Genomic DNA, 20,546 nt, shown 5'->3' on the forward strand with positions numbered 1-20,546 from the left:
AACATAAAAAGATACGACTGATTTTTTAGTCGTATCTTTATTTTATATTATAGAGACCAAAATTAATTTAAAACTGTTTGTACATATTCTGTTTTAATTATGTTTTCTTTCTTAATATTTATTCCTAACTGTGTATTAGTCTGATCAATTACACGACCAATCTCTTGTATATATCCTTTTCCCCTTGCATCATCAAAAACTAAAATCAATAGCCTACATTTAGGGCGGGACACAGCCACATAATGTAAATACCTATCGTTATCATTATTTAGATTATAATCATTCCCCATTATTATAACTTGATCATATTCAAGTCCTTTAGAAGAATGAATTGTCCCAGAAGTAAACTGATATTTCTTTTGATTATATGTTGGTTTGAACTTAGAGTTATTGGCTGTAGAGAATAAGATGTGAATTTCATTGATTAGCACTTCATTTTCAGTTGGATAACCCAAATAACTATACAGTTTACAACACTCAGTACGAAATGCGTCTAAGTTATTTAAGTTGGATCTAATTGATTCAAGCAAAGTACGAATTTTCCTGAACTCATATGCTTCTGGAAAGGGAATTTCAGCATATACATCATACTCGTTATATCTATCTTCTAATAGATAATAAGCAACTAATCTAGCAATCCAAATATGCTCACTTTCTAATTCATTTACATCTAATGGTGAGGCGGGTATGTAAATAAAATTTTGACCACTATCCACCAATAATTCACTCCATTGTTCAGCAGCATCTCTTCTAAAATGAAGAAAGGAACAATTCATCTTTGAATCAATCCAACTTGAAAGATATTGTACTGCTTCTAATTCACTACTAAAGATACATGAAACTACCTCATCCCTAAAATCAACTGTTTGGTAATTCTCTCTAACTTCGTTCATAAAGATATTAGAGTAATTTTGTATTACCGTATTTGACCTAAAGTTGTGCCATAAATTAAACGTATTAAAATTTTGATCTGAAATTAGTTTTTTAAACCCATCACTATATGCTCCTCGCCATCCATATATAGATTGTTTAATGTCACCTACTATGAATAACGGAATCTGTAGCGATTCGCATATATACAGAAATAAATTGTGCATATCTACATCACAATCTTGATATTCATCAATGTATATTCTGAAATATTTAGATTTAAAGTACCGTTTTGCAGAATCCGATTTTTTAAGAATATCTAGGGCTAGCTGAAATGCAAAATTTTTATACCTGTTTCTATACTTACATAGAAACCCACTCTCTTTTATTCTTTCAAGACCCGTTTGAAAGTTATTAATCGAATTGACTACTGTGAAATCTTGTTTAATCTCTTTTCTGTACTCGATACCATATACATCTTTTATAAATGGCTGAATTATTTCCGTAAGTACAAAGTTATCATTTGTCCCAATGTAGCCATCTCCAATATTAGGTCCCAAACGCTCTCTGATTTCTTTTGCTGCTTTTCTTGTAAAAGTAACAGCAGCATAAGTTTGATAATTTGTAGTTTGAGAAATATCCAATACTATTCTCTTTACTGTTGTGTAGGTTTTACCTGTCCCAGCACTCGCGCTTATTACTACATTACCAGTACTATTAAGAATTTGACTTCTAATATCGTTATCTATTGGGAGCATGATTCAACAAACTCCCTTAAACAAAAGAATAATTGACTATTATATATCGTTTTGCAATTTGCAGCTGATAATTTAGTACACAAATCTATCATGTTTATTAATTTCGCACTTTGGAGATACTCTATTGGCTCCAATGAACTGTTATTAGTCTTAACCAAATTTCTCATAGGAGTGGGTATAACCTCAAATAAATCATTTTCTAAATCTATTTTTGATAAATAGATATTCTGAGACCTTAAGTTATCAATATCTGAGGAATACACATTTTCATAAATGTTTACTTGTATTGATTTCTTATATGACAAATTAGACTTATATTCTGCAACATCTATATTTATTATATTGGGTTTTTTGGCGCCTCCAGTAACTTCGAGACATCTATTTAGGCCCAATAGATTGCATTCTTTTTTATTTTTATTTAGCTTTAGATCGTTATCAGTTTTAATGATTAGTTTCACTCCTAGTGGAGATAGCACCTTAACATATTCACTAAAATTTATTCCATCAACCTCTAATATATATCCCCCGTAACTTTCAAACTTCTCAAGTTTTTCTTTTAATATTCGTTCGAATAAGATTTTTTCAGAAGGTCCTTCAACTAATAAAACTACATCTGCATAAATGGCTTCAGATAAGTTTTGATTAAGTTTGTGCTTCAACATTTTATACTCTTTTGGAACAGTGTAAGTATACGATTTACCTATGACTTTATCGTCTTTAAACAACTTTATTAAATTCACATCATCCATCTGGCTAACGATTAATGATGAATGTGTTGTCATAAATAAATACTTAAATAGTTGATCATTAAATAACTGATACGATAATGCTATTTGCATCGACCTGTGTAAGTGATTTTCTAATTCCTCTATTAAAAAAATATTAATCTTTTTTTCTTCCAATCTACGGTTTTCCAAAGTTAATAATGTATATGCTAATATCTTCTTTCTGCCATCACCACTAGTCGGATAAGTTTCTGCGTCCTCACTTAAAATATATGGTGTTAATTTAGAATGTAAATTACTTAGTTCAATCTCAGATCGTATGGATATATCAAGATTTTTTTCATTTCTATACTTTTTATATTCAGCTACAAGCTCTTTTTCAAACTTTTTTATGTTTTTTAAATTTCCAATACTGTCGTTTAACTTAATAATCTGTTTTTTTATCTGGTTACGTTCTTTATCACTGAAACTAGAATCTGCTCTGAGTATTTCTTTTGTATATCTCTTAAACTCGTTATCTAGCTTTATAGCAGAATCGATATATACTACGTTAAAGAGTTTATCAATTGCAAAGTACGACTGATTACTTGGTATCTCCTCTAGATCATTTATTTCCGAGCCCCAATACATCCTTGGCTCTCCTCGTAAAGTTTCTAAGTTATATGTAGATTTCAATTGAAAATAAACTACTTTAGCACTAGAAGAAATCGCTCCTTTCATGCAAGAATAAATTTTTTTGTTGTCTGAATCAGTCTCATCTTCAATGTTGACTTCCAATGTAATTGATATTTCGGTTTCTGTTCTTTTGTTATAATAATCAGAATCTACAAAGCCGTTTCTCCTAAAATCTCTATCAAGTAAAAATCTTAATGCGCATAAAAAATTCGTCTTACCAATGTCATTTAAACCAAACACTACGTTTTTATTTGTTAAATCTAATTTGATATCTTCAAAATTTCTAAACTTACAGATATCGATTGAAGTAATTTTCATTTTCCTCTCCTCCACTTTCTATCATCTATCTTTTTCACTTATTCCACTAAAAGTATCATTCGGACAAATAATAACCGCTTGTTATCCTGATTCTAACCTTCTCTTCAATCAAACATTGTTTTTAGTACGGCGACTTATTCTTGAGTTGATTGTGCTGAATATAGAAAATAATTCTTATATAGAACAGCATTTACTCTTTAGTCCTGCTGCTTTAAGCGAAAAAAATTGCCTTTAGACACCTCATTGACTGAAAGAATTATCTTGGGATAGAAACCGAATGTTTATTGCAATGATAATTTTTTTATCCTGCCAGTATTAATTAATATAGTCTATGCATTGAGCTTCTCACTACTTTGTAATCAACGAATTCCATGTCACCTTAGGAACGATCATGCTTTTCTGTTATACAAAGTATTTCCTAACGCCACATAGGGATTGTAGATTTATGTATTAAGTAGTAGCTTTCTACTATTAATCAATTATTACAGTCGAATACCATACATTTGTTCAATTTGTACAGATTCTTTTCTTCTTCTACTATGTCGAAGTTTAGAAGGATCAATTTTCACTCTAATTGGATATTCATAAGAATAATTTGTGTTCTTGTCCACGAAGCTCATGGTTAGCACAACTGTGAAAATCCGTGATATAAAGGAAGGTGTACCTATTTGAATAACTGCGTCTCCGTATTTACGGATGACCTCTCCAACAGTCATCATTCCCGAAGTAAACTCAATGATATAGCCTTCTTTAATTGCATGCTTGATGGTTCGTCTCATTTTACTATTAAATTCCCGCTTAGACTTAGGCGCACCAATATGCATTTCTATAACATTATCAAATCGAAGGTAACCATAGATTTTCAACTTATTTGCTTTAAATAAAATCCAATAGATCACTCTTGTAAAATAGACAATATTAATAATGACCATTATGTATACTATTTCAATAAATGGGGCATTAAAAGAAAAAAATCTCCATAAAGCGAGCATTATTACTATCCACACAGCTGTACTCAGAGCGACTTGCTCTAGTGAACGACTAAATGGGCTCTTAATTAAATAAGCAAGAATACGGAATTGTGCAAGAATATAGTTAATACAGCTTCCTCTTTTCTAAAAGAAATAACTCACTGACATAGTATAATTGTACCATGTAAGTAGTTACAATTGTTCATAAAAGCGGAAAGTGTGTAAAAAAATCGGAAAATCAACCTATTGTTTATGTAATCAAAGGTAAACCTCAAACAGCCCCCACCTTGATATCAAGATGAGGGCTATTTTACGCATACATTGACACTCACTTTGATTTAACATAGTTGCGCGAATAAAGCAAGATTCATTATTCACTAATTTTTAGGCAAGAAGAGCTGGTATGCGAGTAATATGCAGGACTCTAAGAAAAGATTGTAGAATATTGTAACTCACAGAGTAATCGTACCATGTTAGTAAAGGACTGGTGATAGTACTTGCGGGATATCGAATTAAAAAACGAAATAAAGGAATTAATCCTGTCACAACGGGAAGATGACTACTGGGACTTCAAGCAGCAGCATCATACCAATAAAGCCGACCTACTTCACGATATCATCTGTATGGCAAACAACCGAGTTGATCGGGATGCCTACATCATCTTTGGTATCACAGACAAGACCTGCGAGATAGTTGGGGTTAAGAATGACGAGAATCGAAAAAATCAGCAAATGATTATCGACTTCTTGAAACCCCAGAAATTCGTTTCCGGCATTCGACCACGGGTTGAGATGCGGACATTAATACTGGCTGATCATGAGGTTGATATTCTGATCGTCAAGAACAGCACTGACACACCATATTTCTTGACTGACCGATATTCTGATGGTAACAAAACAGTCCGCTCCAATCATATTTACACTCGCGTAGGTGATACCAATACCGACATAGATAAGAGCGCGGACATCAACAACATCGAATACCTCTGGAAGAAACGCTTTTTACTAACCCGTTCCCCTTTCGAGCAGATCATTAAACGACTGGAGAACAAGGACGAATGGAAACGAGATGATGATACCTACTACAACATCTTCAATCCAGAATTTACTATTATTATCGATAAAGATAATGAATTTGGTCCACGTGGAGCTGAGTTCTATGCCTATGTGATGGAGGACTCATCACCATCATATCGCATGCTAACTATTAAATATTACGGTACACAGTTGTTTAATTGCCAGGTCGTATTGCTTGACGGAGGTAGGTATCTCACACCTACTCCTGAATGGGATTACTTCTTCTTTGGCGAGGTCAAGATGAATCCCGACTATGCAATGAAGTATTTTACAAAGGACAGCCCAAAGTACAAACTACATGAGTTTATCTATAACGAAGAAAATTATGAAGAAGAACATGTTCGAAGTCGCTTCTTTGAGGTCGTTCTTTTGTTTGAAACTGAGTTGGAAAAAGATGCATTCATGGGGTATATCTATCGCAACAAGGAAGTCTTTTTATACAATTTAAACTCACTAAAGGATAATTTTTGGACGATAGAAGTAGAGACAGAGCGCCAGCGGGAGTATTTTTTGTCACGTCTAAAGACAGGCACGGTATTGAATCAGATGCTTATTGAGTACCGGCAAATGCAGATATGAAGCCGGTACCATCGTTTTCACAATCATCGATCACAACACATAGTAGCAATACCCAATTACTTACAGAGATTGAATATCTCTTATATAATTGACTTAATTCTATCAGGTAGGGGTGTTTCGCTTTGTCGTTATTCCATAAACCTATTGAGCAGATCACTCTTGATGATCTTAAGTCGCTGATGGGCGACATTCCTGTTATGGAAGGTCAGTTGATCGATTATAAACGCGAACTGATTCGACCAGAGCAATTATGTGGATCGGTAACCTCTTTCGCTAATACCCAAGGTGGAGATCTATTAATTGGTATCGAAGAAAAAGAAGGTGTCCCCTGTACCATACTCGGGGTTGAATGCACTGACGTAGACAAGGAAAAATTGAGACTCCTAGATATCTTCCGCAACGGCATAGAGCCGAGACTTACCAATATCGAAATAGAGTTTGTTCAGGTAGTCGAATCCAGGTACGTTATTGTCGTTCGTACAAAAAGAAGTTGGCTAAGACCTCATCGGGTGAAGCAGAATTCTAAATTCTATGCTAGACAGTCAAACGGTAAATATGAGCTAGATGTCCAGCAACTTCGCCAAATGTTTTTGGGTAGTAGCGATTTTGCCGCGAAGTATGCAGTGTTCCATAACGAACGAGTTCTAAGTCATGTAGAGAATTTTGATCGATCACCATTCTTGTTACTCCACTTTGTTCCTGTGTCTGCTTTTGATAATCCCAATGTTGTCGAATTGTCGGGCGTACTCAATAACCTAAGAACAGAACCCATCGGCACAGGTGGTGAGAACCGCCGTATAAATGTGCTAGGGGTATACTCAGAATCTCATGAGAAAAACAGCAAATTCCAACTTTTTAGAAATGGTATGGTTGAGCATGCTTCCTCGAGAATGCTTAGAGGCAACGAAACATATGGTTCAGACCTGTATGAAAAATTAAAACGGGTCTTTGTGTTCTCCTTTCAAAACTATCGTCATCTTGGGCTTAAAGAGCCTATATATATTTTTCTTTCCTTCTATGGCGTGAACGGATTAGTAGTCAAGGATATTGATGGCTTTTACGCATCACATGATGTAGTCCCTTTTGAATTCGATAAGATGATTTTCCCTGAGATCTTTATCGAGGATACGGATTCGGTAATTATTCCAGAGTTGGTCAGACCGTTAATGGATACTTTATGGAACGCCTATGGATTTTCGAGGTGTGGTCTACATTTAAAGTAAGGGTGGAGGGGTATCATGAGCAAACAGTATGACTGCGAGTCTGAGTTGAAAGCTCGATTCAACCGATTCATCACTGACAAAATAACAGGCAGTACCGAAGACTACTATTCCAGGCTGACGGTTAAAGACTTTTAGGACATCAAGACCGCCTTAAAAGACATTAATAACATCCTCACCTACAAGACCACGATTCTCTTTCTTGACTGGATAAGCGACCTTTTCCCTTCCGTAAAGGAGAATTATCAACTTTATTTGAATGAGGTTCTCGGAACCAAGCCAAACGATAACGGCTACGACCTTATGGTAAATGGTGACATCAGTATTGTAGCCGAGATCAAATGTAACAAACCGATCAACAATGGTTACAAGTATGTTTCTCAACAGAAAGAGGGTATCAAAAAGGATATTCGGGGTCTGCTTGAGGGCAAATCCAAAGTGAGGTCGATTGACCTCACTCAAGCTTTCAAATTTTTAGCAATCCATGATTTTGGAGACCATACTTTACCCGCCGCGCAACACTTAATCAAGAATTTACCGCATGATTTGAAGGATAAGGTAACAATATACGAGGAAGATCAACCATTGACGATGGACAAAGTAATTTTCATATTCATAAAGTGACGACAACTATTATTAATTACGAAAGGGGTATTTCCAATATGGAATTACGAGCTACGTTAACAAATGAATTACCTTTTATGTTAGAACTTCCTGATGGCGAATATGAAATCGGTACTTCGTCAGGATTAGTGAAGATTTCCCTCAATTCTGAATGGTATTATCTAAATACTGCAAAATTTGCCGAGTACTCTGGCAAATCTCTTTTTGTAGGGGACAAAGAAACTCTGCAGGAAATTATACAAAGGGATGGGATTTCTAATTACGCATTCAGTAATTGCAAATCCTTTGTTGCATGCTCGTTTAAGGAGGAATATTCAATATCCAGTGATGATTTAGAAAGGGTAACTGAGGATCAGTGCTTAGAAAAAATAAAATCAGACATGGTTAGGAATAAATCCGAATACATGGATACTAATGATTTGCATATAAAAGCGATTGCTAAACTTGTAAGTTTGACGCATGAACAACTGAGAGAAACAAAAGAAAAGATACTGGTAGCAGATCGTTTCTCACACCTACATAATGTCTACGCATTCTACGAAGCTCTTAACTCACTGGTAAAGCATTATTCTAATTTACGTGGACATTTTTGGGTTCACCAACTCGATGCTAATATTCTGGAAGGAACATTAATTCAGGATTATGTTAACGATAGATTTTATGATAGTATCACTTTCGCAGCGTTAGTACCTAGTCTTGTGCCGAGCAAGAAAAAGTATCCTGATATTAGACAAGATGAATTAGTTGACTTGAAAGAAAGATTGAAGAGTAACGCAGAAATAACTGTTGAAGACGAACTGATTATAGTAGCAAGAAGTTTATGGTATAGATTAGAATATCGATCCGCAGTAATTGAAAGTTCAGCTGCACTAGAAATTGTGGTTGAGAAAAAATTGATTGAGAAAATGACTACCTTAGGGATGTCTCCTGCCGATATTGATACTGAATTGGCTAAAACCGAAACAAACTTCAGACAAAGATGCGATGTGTTTCTTAGCAGGTATACCGGCGCATCATTTGTGAATGATAATTCGACCCTGTGGGCTGTAATAAACCAACATAGAAAAGACTATCGCCATAAGATAGCTCATTCAAATGTTAAACCTGATCGAAATAAGACAGAAGAGATAATAAATGATTTTCAAACAGCAATCCAGTATATAAGATCTTTATAACACAAGCTCCTATTATATCTTAGAGGTGTATTCGCTCTGATTACTGGCAGATTCTCAAATGATTAAGCAAAGTCTTCAATTTTATCTTTTTTAGGGTCGATCTGCTATATAGGGTCGCTCCTTCTCTTTCGCTTTGAACCACTGTTTAAACATGGATGATTAATGACGGTGTTTAGCCAACAATTTGCTAAGTAAAGGCTACGCCCCATTGTGCTAGGATAAAGGTAAGTCCTAGAAAAGGGGGTATGAAGTTGCAAATTCCAAATATCCAGACAGTAATAAATAGGGTTGCGAAAAAGTATAACTGCTCTTTATTTAGTATAACACGGAAGAAAATCATGTTTCATGGGGTAAGTAATGGGAAGAAGTTGGTCTTATGCAGTCCCGAGTCGAAGCTCCATGTAAAAGGACATGGTTGGTTTGATCTAACCACAAAGCAAGTGGAATTATTAATTGAGGCTGACATAGCGATTTTAGCAGTGAGGTTGGAAGAGAACAAAATTTACTTTGTTGATTTCAATGAGCTACGTAATTTATTATTCAACGCGAAAACCCTAAACTATTCCAGTGATGAAAAGTGGCGTTTATACATATGGAATAATTATATTACTATTAGAGGTAATGCCGCTAAGTTCTCAGTTGATTATGTAACATTGTAACTATAGAAGGGTAACAAATGCCTGTAAGCTTGATTTCGAATGACTTGATGGATCGTTTTAAAGAGTGGTTGGATGAAACTGAAGATGAGTTGAATATTTTCTCCCCTTTTCTCGGGACGCAGACAGCGACATTTTTAGCTGATTGGTTAGTCAATAAATGCGCCAATCAAACACGGTGTCTGACATCATTTTGAATTAATAATATTAGGCTATTTCATTCAATTAATTACTCCACTATTTATTTCAAGTGCATACTCAAGTTGATCATATATCCTCACCAAACAATCAAAGAAATATTCGTCCCCAACTTCGTCCCCATCACCAATAAATGGTGAAAGCTAATTGAAGTTGATCCAAAAATAAAAACAAAAAAACCCTTGCTACGCAAGGGTTTTCATCATTTTAAGTTTGGTGGAGCCTAGGAGGATCGAACCCCTGACCTCATCGCTGCCAGCGATAATGCTTACTGCATAAATATATAAAAAAATATAAGCGCTCCTATAGTAATTGATACTATAGCTTGGTCTCTTTCTTTCTACATATGGACATACTTATACTATCACTTATAAGTATTGGAGAGATTACGATATGGCCAATATTCAAAAACGCGGTGAACATTCTTGGTTTTTAACTGTAAATGCTGGTCTTGACGCTAAGGGTAAATATATACGTCGAACTAAGACTGTCCAATGTCGAACAAAAAAAGAAGCTAATATTGAATATGCTAAGTTTAAAATGGAGGTGGAGGCCGGTGAGTATATTGCACCACAAAAACTGACTTTCGGTGCATTCGTCACAGAATGGCGCAATAAGTACGCTGTAAAACATCTGGCATATAAAACGCTATATACCTTTGAATCGAATTTAAAGACTCGCATTCTTCCATATTTTCAACATCTAAAACTGGAAGATATCAAGCCACTTCATATTCTGGCTTTTCTTGATAACCTTGAAAAGGAGGGTAGTCGAGAAGATAGAAAATCCGGAGGACTAGCTTCTGGCACAATACAAATTCAACACCGCATTTTAAAAAACATCCTCAACCGTGCAGTTGAATGGAGAATTATCAAACGAAATCCGGTTAGCGATGTACAAAAACCAAAGGTCGATTCAAAGGAGATCATCCCTTATGATAATGCAGAAGTTGAACAAATGCTTCGAGCATTGCAGCGTGAGCCTTATCACTGGAGGGTAATGATTACGTTGGCTCTGACTTCCGCCTTACGACGAAGCGAGTTGCTTGGACTTGAATGGAAGCATCTTGATTTCAACAGTGGTATTTTAGATGTTTCACAAACAATGATTCACGCTCTCAAAGGTGAAATAATTGTCAAACAGCCTAAAACAAAAAAATCCATCCGAAAAGTTGCTTTACCGAGCTCCATGCTTAAAGAGCTAAAAGAATATTACGCCTATAGAATACAAGAACGAGCTGATATCGGGGATGCATGGCTCGGCCACGATTGGTTTTTTATGTTTTCACATCCCAATGGACAACCTTTCCACCATGAACGCCCCTATCTTTGGTTCCGACAGTTCGTTAAGAAAAATAATTTCCGTTACATCCGTTTTCATGACCTCCGACATACTTCAGCTACGATTCTAATTAACCAAGGCGTTCATGCTAAGATCATTTCTGAGCGACTTGGACACGGGAGCATCACCACAACAATGAACATTTATGGACACGCTCTCCGAACTGCTGATCAGGCAGCAGCTGATAAATTCGAATCGTTTTTTACAGCTGATGCTACACAAGGACAATAAAGAAGACGCACAGGTGTTTCCTGGCGTCTTCTGTTCATTTAAGCAGAGATCCGTTCTAATTTTACATCAATTTTACATCAGGCCTGCTTTTGATCTCTGTACCACTAATATTTCCAAGCTGTACCACTTCGAAAAAATCAATAATCATAAGGGTTTCGCTACACTGTTTTATCCCTAATTAACAAAGCCACCGACTCCACATGCACCGTCCAAGGGAACATATCCACCGGCACAACCTCAACCGTCCGATACCCGCCATCTTCCAGCACTCGCAAATCCCTTGCCAGCGTAGACGGATTGCAGCTCACATATACAACACGCTCCGGCTTCATCGCCAGGATCGTCTCGAGCAGCGCCGGGTCGCAGCCTTTGCGCGGAGGATCGACGACGATGACGTCCGCCGTTATCCCTTCCTTGCGCCAGCGCGGAATGACGACCTCTGCTGGGCCTGCCTCAAACGAGGCATTAGTTATCTCATTCAGCTCTGCATTCCGAGCCGCATCCTCGATCGCTTCCGGCACGATCTCTACGCCATAGATGCGTCCAGCCTTACGTGCGAGGAACAAAGAGATTGTACCGATGCCGCAATAAGCATCGATGACGGTTTCCGTACCAGTCAAACCGGCATATTCCACCGCTTTGCGGTAAAGCTCAACGGTCTGCATCGGGTTCACTTGGTAGAAAGACCGTGCCGAGATCGCGAAGCGAATGCCATCAAGCTCGTCATAAATAACCTCGCTGCCCCAGAGTACTCGCGTCTCGTCCCCGAATATAACGTTTGTGTTTCGCTCATTTACGTTCTGAACGATGCTCTTTACGTTTGGCAGCTCCGCGCGAATGCGCTTGACCCATTCCTCCGCCGCGGGCAGCTTCCTGACGTTAGTGACCAGAACAACCATCATCTCACCCGTAATGACGCCTGTCCGCGCCATCACATGGCGAAGCACGCCTCGGCCCGACGCCTCATCATAAGGCGTTGCTCCTAGCTCACGGCCGATTCGCTTCACTACGCGAATAACCTCATCATTGTCCCCATGCTCAATCAGGCAATCATCCATATCGATAATTCTGTGGCTGCCCCTGGCATAGAACCCTGCGATCAACTGCCCATCCTGAGCACTGGTGCCGATCGGAACGGATGCCTTGTTCCGGTAACGCCATGGCTCATCCATTCCAATGGTTGGATGAACCACAATCCCGCCTGACGCTAGTTCCTCATTCGCAGCAGCCACGCCTTCGCCAGCTACGCCTAGCTTTCCGATCCGCATGAGGTTGTCCACCACATGCTGCCGCTTCCACTCAAGCTGCGCAGGGTAATCGAAATGCTGAAGCTGGCAGCCGCCGCATTCCTTATAAATATCGCATGGCGGCTCTATACGCGAAGGGCTTGCTTGCACCAGCTCCTCCAATCGCGCATAACCATATTGCTTCTTGACCTTCATCACTTTGGCGCGCACGCGCTCACCGGGAAGCGCTCCCTGTATAAAAAGGGTAAAGCCCTCTGCGCGGCCTACCCCTTCTCCGTCATGCGTCAGGCCGATAATATCGACGGTGACTTCTTCATTTTTTTGAAAAGGAGCATCTACCGGAACCGCTGCCGCACCAGAACCTGCTGCGCTGCGCGATCTCCCATTGCCGCCTCTGCTTCTTCCTTTATTCATAAACTCTCTCCGCTCTATCTTCAATGCTGTTGCTTGCCTTCTATCTTCCATTGTGCCCTAATTGGCCCATTCATCCTCAGTTATCGGTAGGTTGATGTACCCGTCTCATCCGCAAAAATACGCAAATGCGATGGCAGCACCGAGAACGTGCATGGCAGCACTCCGCCATATTCGCCATCGAGATTGATCTGCACATAATCAGGTGTCGTTACCTTCAGCTCATCCGTACGGAAATGAATCACATGCGGATCATTCAGATGCTCGCCGCGCAGCGCAAGCGTCACCAGCTTGATAAACTCTGGCAGGTTGCATTTGCGAATAAGCAGGACATCCAATAAACCGTCATCAAGCTTGGAATCAGGTGCTAGACGCTCGAACCCGCCTACGGAATTGCTGTTGCAGATCAGGAACATCATAAATTCATCATGAAACTCACCGACGCCAGCGGCTTGAAAGGTAAGCTCGGTCGGTCTCAGGCGGGTCATTTTCTCCATGCCCTTCATATAATAAGCCAGCTGGCCAATCATTGTCTTCAGCTTGCTCGGCACATCATAGGTGAGTTCGGTCAAAGAGCCCCCGCCGGCAATGTTTATAAAATAACGCTCGTTCGCCTTCCCGACATCAATCGGGCGGCTGTATTGCTGAATGATCAAATCGACGGCGTACTCCCAGTGCTTCGGAATGCCCATCGCCCGTGCAAAATCATTCGTCGTACCTACGGGCAGTATGCCGAGTGGAGGACAGTTTTCCTTGCCGGCGAGCCCGTTGATGACCTCATATAGCGTACCGTCGCCGCCCGCCGCAATAATCATATCATAGCCGCGGTCAGCCGCTTCCGCTGCAGCAAGCGTAGCATCTCCTTCTCCAATCGTCGCATGGCAGCTCGTCTCGATGCCGCCTTGCTCCAGCCGCTGAAGGATGTCAGGCAGACGCTTTTTCATTTCTTCTCTTCCCGATGACGGGTTATAAATCAGTCTCGCCCGCTTGATTGCCATGTCTGCTCCACTCCTAACGATCCATTCATCCTAGCTTATATGTTTAACTTTACATGCTTTAGCTTTTATTCAGACGCTGCAGACCCTCTTCCATCTGACGGGTGAGCCAGCTTTCAATCGCGCTGCTCGGCAGCATGGACTGACCGTTGTACCGATAGGAGAGCCCCTCAAGCCGCGTCGGTATGACATGATTCGTGAAATACCCTCGGCTTAGAAACAATGGCACGACAATTACCGTTTCCTCAGGATTCGCTTTCTGCATCGCAGCAAGCTTCGCAGCTGCTTGGTCGGGGAGCAGCATCGCATATTCTGCACGCTTATATCCGCCAAGCGCCCGCAAGCGCTCACCAAGCTTCGTCAATCCCGCTTGCCAGCGCTCATGAAACACGGGTTCTTTGCTTCCATGTCCGATAAGCAGCAGCGCTTCCTTCTCGCGCACTTCCGAGAGCTCGGCAATATTCGCCGCAAGCAGCTCGGCGATCTCCGGATCATCATCTATCGGCTCACCATATACTACATTCGCCGCGACACGGAATATGCCAAGATCTCCTTCAAGATCCGTCAGCCATGGGAAACCGAACGCTTGCCCGATTTCATCAACATGCGTGCTGCCGGATGAAATAAACAGAGGCAACACGAATAGATCTGTCACACCCTGATTCTCTAGCGCATCAATGCCATCCTGAATAAGCCGTCCCTCAACAATTTCGAGAAACGACGATACGATTGGAATATGTAATAAGCGAGGTGAAGCCGCTGCCCTCGTTATGGCATCATCAACCAGCTTAACCCACGCCTCTTCCCGGGAGCCGTGACTAATGACGAGAATGCCTGGCTTCATTGAAGGAATACCTACCTTCCGAGACGCTCTAAAGCCATTTTATACCCATCATTGCCATAGTTCAAACAACGCTTCACCCTTGAAATCGTTGCCGTGCTTGCGCCAGTTTCCGCTTCAATTGCATTGTATGTACTGCCCTTGCCAAGCATGCGCGCTACTTCAAGCCTTTGGGACATGGACTGAATCTCATTCACCGTGCACAGATCATCAAAAAACACATAACATTCCTCGACTGACTTTAATGTAAGAATCGCTTCAAATAATTGATCTATTGCTTTATCGTTCAGCTTTTTAAGCTGCATGTGTATTCACTCCTATTAAAACTAATGTAACTATTGTAACTTTTTTAACCGTTTTTTTCAAACATTACCGTATTCGCGCATTGCAGCCGAGGCGATGGTCTTAGCGCCCTGCGGGCAGGCATGCGCATACAAGCACAGGGCATTTATCTATAAAAAATTCCAAAACCCGTGACATTCGTCCAATCCGTATGTTCGCCTATCCCATAGACTATTATAAAAGAAGGGTTGTGATCCGTGTGAATTATCGCAATAATCCCGGCAGCGGCAGCCAGCAGTACGACTGGCACGGCGGCCACCGGCAGGCGCAAGCCCAGCCGAGCAAGTCGTCCGGCGCGAAGTCGAGCGGCTTCAGCTTTGGCGGGGACCTCCCGACCATGCCTCCTGCAGCACCAGAGCCGCCAGCGCAGGATATCCTGCCCGCGGTTTTACCGGAAGCGTCGTCCGATGTGGTCGAAACGCCCGCCAGCACCAAAGCAAGCGGCTTCTCCCTTGCCAGCCTAGGCGAGATCAAAGGCTTTGTCGACCGAATCGGCGGTATAGACGGCATTCTTACGACGGTTACGAAAGTACAGAAGGTTATGTCCAGCGTCTCACAAATGGCCCCTCTGGTGAAAGTGCTTATGGGCTCATTCAGCAAAAAATCGTCAAGCTCGTCGGAGGATGACGATGAAGGTGAATGGAAACCAAAGCGCCGGAAGCGTCGCAAGCCCACTTCCGGCTCAGGCAGCGGGAATAATGGCGTGCGCCGCCGCAAGCCCAAACGCCGCAGGTAATTGACGAATGTTCCGTTCACATACGTTTTGGATATAAGTAATCCGTATCCATCCAAATGAAGCACCTCGGCTATCAGCAGTACATGCGGATAGCCGAGGTGCAATTTAGCTAAGCAATTATTCACAATTTCACACAATGAATATGAAGTTATCCGGCTGTGGATAAGATAAATCGCACCCTATCCACAGTTATTATTACATAAACTTGGCTCATTAACCAGAATCGCCTGTGCACAAGCGCAACCTTCGACAACCTTCGCCAGCTTTATTGCCTAATCCATGCACAGCTGTTCATGCGATGTGAATATCCAATTGACTGCTTAGGTGTTTTCAGCCAAAAAAAGCGTTCATCCACAGCTCCACTCCCTTAATCACGAAGTCTTGCTAAGCCCGAGGCGATTCCATGCACAGCTGTTATTAACTATGTGAATATACGCAATTTTCGCGCCATTTCGATAATAGTTGTCCACAGCTTCCGAGACAACACAAAAAAATAGTGAGGAGAAGCTCATTCCCCATGAGCTTTCGCTCATGGCGAGTGAGGTTTTCCTCACTATCCCGGTTCACTCCTTCTATAGGAAGAAGAAATGAATAATCCAATAGAAGAACATCGCCATTAACACCGTAATCGGAATTGTAATGATCCAGGCGACAATGATACGTCCTGCAACTCCCCATTTCACGGCAGAGAAGCGTTTCGCGCTGCCTACGCCCAGAATGGACGAGGTGATAACATGCGTCGTACTAACTGGCAGATGAATCATCGTTGCTGTCAATATAACGACAGCGGAACCGATATCTGCGGCAAATCCGTTAATCGGCTCGATTTTGAAAATTTTCGTACCCATGGTCTTAATAATTTTCCAACCGCCAACCGATGTGCCGAGTGCCATAGCGGTCGCTGCGGAAATTTTAACCCAAAGCGGCACGTCCATTGTCGTTTGAACATCCGAGGCTACGAGCGCAAATACGATAATACCCATCGCTTTCTGCGCGTCGTTCGTGCCATGAGAGAACGATTGGAACGCCGCGGTAATGATCTGCCCGAACCGGAAGCCTTTGTTCACTTGATGCGGACTCGACTTGGCAAATATTAATTTCAGTATCCACATGATGATAAAGCCCGCAGAGAACGCGATAAGCGGCGAGAAGATAAGTGCTTGTACGATCTTAATCAATCCGCCGCCATTAATTGCACTCATGCCTGCTCCGCCGATTACAGCACCCGCGAGGGAACCGATCAATGCATGTGAAGATGAGGACGGAATGCCGAACCACCAGGTGAGCAAGTTCCAAGCAATCGCGGACAAGAGTGCCGCTATTACGATCGGAACACCCTGCTCAAGCTCAGCGGGATTCGCAACGCCTTTTCCGATTGTAGCCGCAACACCCGTAAAGGTAATTGCACCAACGAAATTCATTACGGCAGCCATCACGATGGCAACCCTCGGCTTCAAGGCCCGGGTCGATACGGCTGTTGCAATGGCATTAGCCGTATCATGGAAACCATTTATAAAATCAAACGAAAGCGCTAGAAAGACGACAATCCATAGAACCATTAAATCCATTGTGAAAGACTCCTACTCTCCAGATTAGCTGTTACGCATAATGATCGATTCCAGCGTATTGGCAACATCTTCGCAGAAGTCGGTCGTTTGCTCCAGCATCTCGTAAATCTCTTTGCGCTTCATCAGCTCAATTGGATCTTTAACATTCGTGAATAAGCTCTTGATACAGACTCGCAGCAGGTCATCAGCTTGGTTCTCCAGCTCATTAAGCGCAATATTGGGCTCGCGAATGGCAAGCAGCTTACGCTCCGTAAGCAGGTAGATCGCCTTCTTGATTTGGTGAGAGGAACGAACAAGAATATCGCCGAATAGGGTTATGTACTCATCCTTCTCCCGAATATTGTACATTTCAAAACGTGATGCGCAAGCTTCAATGCCGTCAAGCACGTCGTCAAGCGAGGACGTAAGGGCCATAATATCTTCGCGCTCGATCGGAGTGATGAACGTTTTGTTCAGCTCTTTCAAAATCGTGTGTACATGTTTGTCGCACTTGCTTTCGTATTCCTTCATGGTTTTGGCGAAAGCCGATACATCCGACAGGTCTGACAAGCCTTTGCCGAAGTATTCCACGGCCTCGACGATTGCGTCAGCCATCTCCTCGAACGTCTTAAAGAAAATATCCTTTTTCTTGAACATCGTAATCCCCTTTACACGACTTGATGTTTAGGCGTACTGCTATGAGCCCACAATATCTTAACATAGTTTACATGTGAATTGTTAAGAGAATGTAAAGGTTTTATGAAAAGTTTTAGATTTTCAAAATAAATATAAAAAAGACGCGATCCCGCTTACGGGATTGCGTCCTTTTTACACCTTGGAAGCCCATCCGTTAACGCCTGTTAACAGTGTCTCCAATGTGCTACGTTTGTACCCAAGAAACATGACTTTCAAAGGTCGGATTGTTCGGCACGATATGAAAGAAGGTTTTTCCGGGCACGAAAGGCAATTCAGCTCCATCCTTAACGATCCGAATCATGCCGTCCGGCGCCCTCACCCAATCCGCTTCGATGGCTTTCCCCTTCTGGAAGAGAATAGCAGGTCCCTCGCTTGCCAAATCTACAGCTAACCGTCCCTCGTTATCCAGCGTCTTATGATTGGCTCCAAGCACGACCAGATTCGTTCCGGACAGCTGCTCATTGTTGTTCAGATCGATATGCGGTTTGCCTCCGATCGAGCGCTTGTACAATCCCGTGGAAGAATCGTACAAGTAACCTACACTATAATTTTTGAGCAAAAAAGAAATGGTAATGTCCGAAGCTGGCACCCCTGCTTCCGTGGAACCCGCTTCCGTAAACGTATACGGCGGAACCTGCTTATCCAAGCTGTATTTTTTCTTCTCCGCGCCCGTGCGGAGCTTCTCCAGGCTTGAATACAAATTATGCGGCGCTTTCCGCTCCTTGCTTCTCCAGAAGTAGCTGCCCGCATTCGATATTTCATCCAAATAAGGCTTTCCTTGACGCTGCAGAACTGCATAGCCGTCCGTGCTTGCGCCTGCGTGGGCAAGCACGGCACCATAGCTGTCGCCAATGTCTATGAGATAAGGCCTAATGCTTCGTATGGGTCCTATCGTATCGGTTAAGGCAGCTGTGCTCTGGAATACGGCAATCAAACGTGTGATGCCGCCTTCAGCGAGCACCTCCCATATGACATCGGCGTTCGTAAGTCCGGACTGCGGCCTAGCTGCGGCAAAATTGTTAATCATAACGACAATCGGCCTTGCATCCGCTGCCTTCTCCAGCTTGAGTCCGGTGAGCGGCGCATCATACGGCAGCAGCGGCGCCTTTTCTATCGTCTCTGTTGTGCTGCTCGGTGAGACGCTGTTCTCTGGACTTGGCGGCGTAATGCTGTTTCCACCGCTGCCCCCGCTGCATGCCGAGAGTAGGAGAGTTAGCGATAATAGCAGCGTTGCTGCCGAATTCCGGATTCGTTTATCCATAGCTTAACCTGCCTTTTCCGCGCTAAATCTAGCATGATTTCGTTTTCACATTAGATCCATTTAAACATAATTTGGAGAGGTTGTCTCGACAAAAATGTTGATTTCCCGATTAAAAAAACCATTAATTGCACATGGTAACCATATCTCCTACCAGAAAGAGGGTGCTGCTATGAACAGGAGAAACGGCCTCATCAGCATTTGGTTATCCTTCTCGATCTTATTGCTAAGCGCGGGACTAGTATCCCATGTCATGTCGATTCCGCTGATTCTAGGAGTAGCGAAGCGCGATTCCTGGCTGTCGGTTATTTGGGCTGCACCGTTCTTTTTGCTATGGGTACTTATCTTTTTCGGCATATTGAAGCAGCTCCACGGTGAACGACTCCCCGATTGGTTGGAGAGACAATTCGGGGTCGTTCCTTCTTGGATCTTTCGATTAACGGCGGTACTGCTCCTTATTGTCTCTGCTTCCTATACGCTGCACGATACATCCGCCTGGACAGTTGCCACCTATATGCAGCAGACGCCATTTTCCGTCGTCATTGTTACGGCTGTGGTTGTGTCCATGCTTGCGGCTTACGCCGGGCTTCGCACGATTGCCATGACATCAAGCATGCTGCTCCCGCTTGTGATACTGCTAGGTTATTTCGTATCCCTAGCGAATATGAAGTACAAAGATTACAGCCTGCTGTATCCTATACTCGAACACGGTCCTCAGCCAGCGATTAACGGCATGTTTTTTGTTTTGGCAGGACTCATGGAAATATGGGTACTGCTGCTGTTCCAGCATCAGCTTCGAAGCAAAATGCGCTGGTGGCATCTCATGCTGCTCGCTTTGTTCCTATTAGGTATGGTCATTGGACCCACAATTGGCGCCATTACAGAATTCGGTCCGCTCGAAGCTGCCAAACAAAGACATACCGCTTTTGAGCAATGGAAGATCGTCAATATCGGCAAGCTGCTGCAGCATGTCGATTTCTTATCGATTTATCAATGGCTATGCGGTTCCTTTGCCAGAATCGCCATTTCACTCTAATTAATAACGGATATGCTTAA

At 41.9% G+C, this 20,546-nt stretch carries 18 protein-coding genes; 8 read left to right on the top strand and 10 right to left on the bottom strand.

Features of this window, described 5'->3' with window-relative positions; genetic code table 11:
- Nucleotides 1–62: 62 nt before the first annotated feature.
- The 3 genes from AB4Z29_RS25260 to AB4Z29_RS25270 all read right to left on the bottom strand — a co-directional run bounded on the left by AB4Z29_RS25260 (nt 63) and on the right by AB4Z29_RS25270 (nt 4,338).
- A complete protein-coding gene (locus AB4Z29_RS25260) occupies nt 63–1,628 on the bottom strand; it encodes a UvrD-helicase domain-containing protein (protein WP_441945748.1) in 1,566 nt (521 codons plus the stop codon).
- Nucleotides 1,616–3,346, bottom strand: coding sequence for an AAA family ATPase (locus AB4Z29_RS25265; RefSeq protein ID WP_441945749.1), 1,731 nt, complete (start codon nt 3,344–3,346; stop codon nt 1,616–1,618). The genes AB4Z29_RS25260 and AB4Z29_RS25265 overlap by 13 nt, the downstream gene beginning before the upstream one ends.
- A 482-nt stretch (nt 3,347–3,828) precedes the next feature.
- Complete coding sequence (locus AB4Z29_RS25270) at nt 3,829–4,338, bottom strand: hypothetical protein (protein WP_441945750.1); 510 nt, start codon at nt 4,336–4,338, stop codon at nt 3,829–3,831.
- 476 nt (nt 4,339–4,814) lie between these two features.
- Between AB4Z29_RS25270 and AB4Z29_RS25275 the strand changes: the two genes are divergently transcribed.
- From AB4Z29_RS25275 to AB4Z29_RS25300, 6 genes are all read left to right on the top strand, one after another.
- On the top strand, nt 4,815–5,972 hold the full coding sequence (locus AB4Z29_RS25275; protein ID WP_441945751.1) for an ATP-binding protein: 1,158 nt from the start codon (nt 4,815–4,817) through the stop codon (nt 5,970–5,972).
- Nucleotides 5,973–6,094: 122 nt separating this feature from the next.
- Entirely contained in the window at nt 6,095–7,195 is a 1,101-nt protein-coding gene (locus AB4Z29_RS25280) for an AlbA family DNA-binding domain-containing protein (protein ID WP_441945752.1), read from the top strand.
- A gap of 252 nt (nt 7,196–7,447) precedes the next feature.
- Nucleotides 7,448–7,816: a hypothetical protein gene (locus tag AB4Z29_RS25285; RefSeq protein WP_441945753.1), complete on the top strand. Its 369-nt coding sequence runs from the start codon at nt 7,448–7,450 to the stop codon at nt 7,814–7,816.
- A gap of 38 nt (nt 7,817–7,854) precedes the next feature.
- The gene (locus tag AB4Z29_RS25290) at nt 7,855–8,991 is read left to right on the top strand and encodes a hypothetical protein (RefSeq protein WP_441945754.1); all 1,137 of its coding nucleotides are present in this window, start codon (nt 7,855–7,857) and stop codon (nt 8,989–8,991) included.
- Nucleotides 8,992–9,242: 251 nt separating this feature from the next.
- Nucleotides 9,243–9,650 carry a hypothetical protein gene (locus AB4Z29_RS25295; protein WP_441945755.1) on the top strand — a complete coding sequence of 136 codons (408 nt, stop codon included), beginning with the start codon at nt 9,243–9,245 and terminating at the stop codon, nt 9,648–9,650.
- A 588-nt stretch (nt 9,651–10,238) separates the two neighbouring features.
- The gene (locus AB4Z29_RS25300; protein ID WP_441945756.1) at nt 10,239–11,417 is read left to right on the top strand and encodes a site-specific integrase; all 1,179 of its coding nucleotides are present in this window, start codon (nt 10,239–10,241) and stop codon (nt 11,415–11,417) included.
- Between the two features lie 158 nt (nt 11,418–11,575).
- On the opposite strand, the gene rlmD is transcribed toward AB4Z29_RS25300, so the two are convergent.
- From rlmD to AB4Z29_RS25320, 4 genes are all read right to left on the bottom strand, one after another.
- On the bottom strand, nt 11,576–13,078 hold the full coding sequence (gene rlmD, locus AB4Z29_RS25305) for a 23S rRNA (uracil(1939)-C(5))-methyltransferase RlmD (RefSeq protein ID WP_441945757.1): 1,503 nt from the start codon (nt 13,076–13,078) through the stop codon (nt 11,576–11,578).
- 80 nt (nt 13,079–13,158) lie between these two features.
- Nucleotides 13,159–14,067, bottom strand: a complete 909-nt coding sequence (locus AB4Z29_RS25310; protein WP_183565920.1) for a diacylglycerol kinase — start codon at nt 14,065–14,067, stop codon at nt 13,159–13,161.
- Between the two features lie 64 nt (nt 14,068–14,131).
- Nucleotides 14,132–14,914, bottom strand: a complete 783-nt coding sequence (locus AB4Z29_RS25315; RefSeq protein WP_441945758.1) for a sirohydrochlorin chelatase — start codon at nt 14,912–14,914, stop codon at nt 14,132–14,134.
- Nucleotides 14,915–14,925: 11 nt separating this feature from the next.
- A complete protein-coding gene (locus AB4Z29_RS25320) occupies nt 14,926–15,216 on the bottom strand; it encodes a YerC/YecD family TrpR-related protein (protein ID WP_183565641.1) in 291 nt (96 codons plus the stop codon).
- Nucleotides 15,217–15,452: 236 nt separating this feature from the next.
- On the opposite strand from AB4Z29_RS25320, the gene AB4Z29_RS25325 reads away from it, so the two are divergent.
- Entirely contained in the window at nt 15,453–15,989 is a 537-nt protein-coding gene (locus tag AB4Z29_RS25325; RefSeq protein ID WP_441945759.1) for a tyrosine protein kinase, read from the top strand.
- 572 nt (nt 15,990–16,561) lie between these two features.
- Here the strand turns inward: AB4Z29_RS25325 and AB4Z29_RS25330 are convergent.
- The 3 genes from AB4Z29_RS25330 to AB4Z29_RS25340 all read right to left on the bottom strand — a co-directional run bounded on the left by AB4Z29_RS25330 (nt 16,562) and on the right by AB4Z29_RS25340 (nt 19,493).
- Nucleotides 16,562–17,557, bottom strand: a complete 996-nt coding sequence (locus tag AB4Z29_RS25330; RefSeq protein ID WP_183565646.1) for an inorganic phosphate transporter — start codon at nt 17,555–17,557, stop codon at nt 16,562–16,564.
- A gap of 24 nt (nt 17,558–17,581) precedes the next feature.
- Nucleotides 17,582–18,193, bottom strand: coding sequence for a DUF47 domain-containing protein (locus AB4Z29_RS25335; RefSeq protein WP_183565649.1), 612 nt, complete (start codon nt 18,191–18,193; stop codon nt 17,582–17,584).
- Between the two features lie 223 nt (nt 18,194–18,416).
- Entirely contained in the window at nt 18,417–19,493 is a 1,077-nt protein-coding gene (locus AB4Z29_RS25340) for a DUF3048 domain-containing protein (protein WP_441945760.1), read from the bottom strand.
- A 169-nt stretch (nt 19,494–19,662) separates the two neighbouring features.
- Between AB4Z29_RS25340 and AB4Z29_RS25345 the strand changes: the two genes are divergently transcribed.
- A complete protein-coding gene (locus tag AB4Z29_RS25345; protein ID WP_441945761.1) occupies nt 19,663–20,526 on the top strand; it encodes an endospore germination permease in 864 nt (287 codons plus the stop codon).
- The last annotated feature ends 20 nt before the right edge of the window (nt 20,527–20,546 follow it).

Origin of the sequence: Paenibacillus sp. 2TAB23 (assembly GCF_052115165.1) — a bacterium.
In the GTDB taxonomy this organism is placed as follows: domain Bacteria; phylum Bacillota; class Bacilli; order Paenibacillales; family Paenibacillaceae; genus Pristimantibacillus.